The sequence below is a fragment of the Cobetia sp. genome (assembly GCF_983723665.1).
Genome location: NZ_CFDJES010000057.1, coordinates 15,593 through 17,607, shown reverse-complemented (window position 1 = coordinate 17,607; position 2,015 = coordinate 15,593). Strand labels below are relative to the sequence as shown.

Sequence of the window (2,015 nt, the reverse complement as noted above, 5' to 3'; positions counted from 1 at the left end):
AGCTCTATGCGCTTCAATTCCAGCTGACCGAGGCCTCTCAGGCGCGTGCTGCCATGGAAGCGGAAGGGGTGCAGTCCGCCCAGCTGACCGACGAGGACAAGTGGATCAGCATTGCCAAGGAAGAAGTCTGGCCGCAGTTCTATGAAGAGATCGGCGGCAAGGAATCCTTCGACGAATTGCAGAAAGCATTGGGCCACTGAGCCCGAGTGGGCGGGGTCGCTCGCGGCGTTAGCGTGAATGACGCCTGAGCGACCCCCGCTGCGTTCAATGCTATCGAGCAGGGATACCAGACAGTGCTGGTATCCCTCTCACAGTTCATCGTGAAGGAGGCTCGCATGTTGGCCAGATTGAACAATCTCGAGGATTACGCCTGCCGCTTTCTACTCGCGGTCTTCGTACTCCTGCTGTTTTCCCAAGTGGTATTGCGTGTCGTGTTCGGTATCGGCATGGCATGGATGGAAGAGCTGGCACGCTACGCCTTCGTCTGGTTCGTCTTCCTGGGGGCTGCACACGCGGCTCACCTGAGTGCCCACAATCGGCTGCAGACCCATATCAATCTGCTGCCGCGCAAGGTGGCCAACGCCATCCTGCTGTTCGTCGACCTTATCTGGGCGCTCTTCAGCCTGATCATCGCCTACAAGAGCCTGGATCTGATCGGGCTTCTCACCGAGTTTCCCTATGAGTCCCCAGCGCTCGGCTGGTCGCTCGCCTATGTCTATTACATCTTCCCCGTGGCCTTCACCTTGATGGCCTTTCGCGTATTGCAGGTGCAGTTCCTCAAGCTGGTCAGAGGCATCGAGCCCGGCAACGTGGACGACGAGGAAGTGAAGCGCATCACGGAAGCGGCCCCGGATGCCGCCGATGACACCCGCACCGCCAAGATGGGAGGCTGATGCCATGGCCGCGACTATTCTGTTCTCTCTGTTCGGTGCACTGCTGTTTCTGGGCTCACCCATCGTCGTTGCCCTTGGGGTGGCGTCCATGGCGGTCTATGTCGTCAGTGGTGATGACATCACCTCGCTGGTGGAGCTGGCGTTCTCGGCGATCAACTCCTTCCCGCTGATGGCACTGCCATCCTTCATTCTGGCGGGCGCCCTGATGGGCGACGCCGGCATCGCGCGGCGTCTGATTCGTATCGCCGAAGAGCTGGCGGGCCCGGCCGCAGGTGGCCTGGGGGCGGCAGCGGTGATGGCCTGCATGTTCTTCGGCGCCATCTCCGGCTCGGGGCCGGCGACCACGGCGGCCGTGGGCATGCTGGTGATTCCGGCGATGATCGAACGTGGCTACGGCCGCAGCTATCCGGCGGCGATTACCGCCACCGCTGGCGGACTGGGCGTCGTGATTCCGCCCAGCATGCCGTTGGTCATCTACGGGGTGACCGCCAACGAGTCGATCTCGGCGCTGTTCATGGCGGGTGTCATCCCGGGCATCATGCTGGGGGCGGCCCTGATGATCGCCAACTACATCACCGCCAAGCGCAACGGCTATCAGGCCCAGGGCGAGCCGTACGACAAGGCGCGTGTCTTCAAGGTACTCAAGGAGGGCTTCTGGTCACTGATGGCACCGGTGGTCATCCTCGGCGGCATCTACAGCGGTCTTTTCACACCGACCGAAGCCGCCGTCGTCTCGATCTTCTATGCGCTGTTCGTCGGTGTCTTCATTCACAAGGAGTCCTCGCTGCTGGGCTTGAATGAAGCCTTCCAGAACACGACCTGGCTGACCGGTCGCGTGCTGATCATCATGTTCACCGCTACCGCCTTCGGGCGCATCCTGGTGGAGCATCACATTCCGGCCATGATCGCCCAGGGCATCCTCAACATCACCGACAGCCTGTGGCTGGTGTGGGTGCTGGTGATCGCCTTCCTGCTGATCGTCGGCATGTTCATCGAGATTCTGGCCACCATCATGATCGTCACGCCGGTGTTGCTGCCGGTCATGGTGGAGCTGGGCGTCGACCCGGTGCACTTCGGGATCGTGCTGGTGGTGAGTCTCGGGATCGGCTTCTCGACCCCGCC

Annotated in this window: 3 protein-coding genes; all 3 read left to right on the top strand. The window is 61.6% G+C overall.

Translation table 11 applies throughout. The features are described from left to right. The coding region (locus tag AC4FAH_RS07750) for a hypothetical protein (RefSeq protein ID WP_490245854.1) at positions 1 to 200 on the top strand (200 nt) is incomplete at its 5' end. Between the two features lie 135 nt (positions 201 to 335). After that, positions 336 to 893: a TRAP transporter small permease gene (locus AC4FAH_RS07745; protein ID WP_043332799.1), complete on the top strand. Its 558-nt coding sequence runs from the start codon at positions 336 to 338 to the stop codon at positions 891 to 893. A 4-nt stretch (positions 894 to 897) separates the two neighbouring features. Further along, positions 898 to 2,015, top strand: a 1,118-nt coding sequence (locus tag AC4FAH_RS07740) for a TRAP transporter large permease (RefSeq protein WP_490245853.1), incomplete at its 3' end; no start/stop codon positions are given.

Bases quoted from the DNA above. Each gene is read 5' to 3' on its own strand.
- AC4FAH_RS07745 (WP_043332799.1), top strand. From the start codon at position 336: ATGTTGGCCAGATTGAACAATCTCGAGGATTACGCCTGCCGCTTTCTA.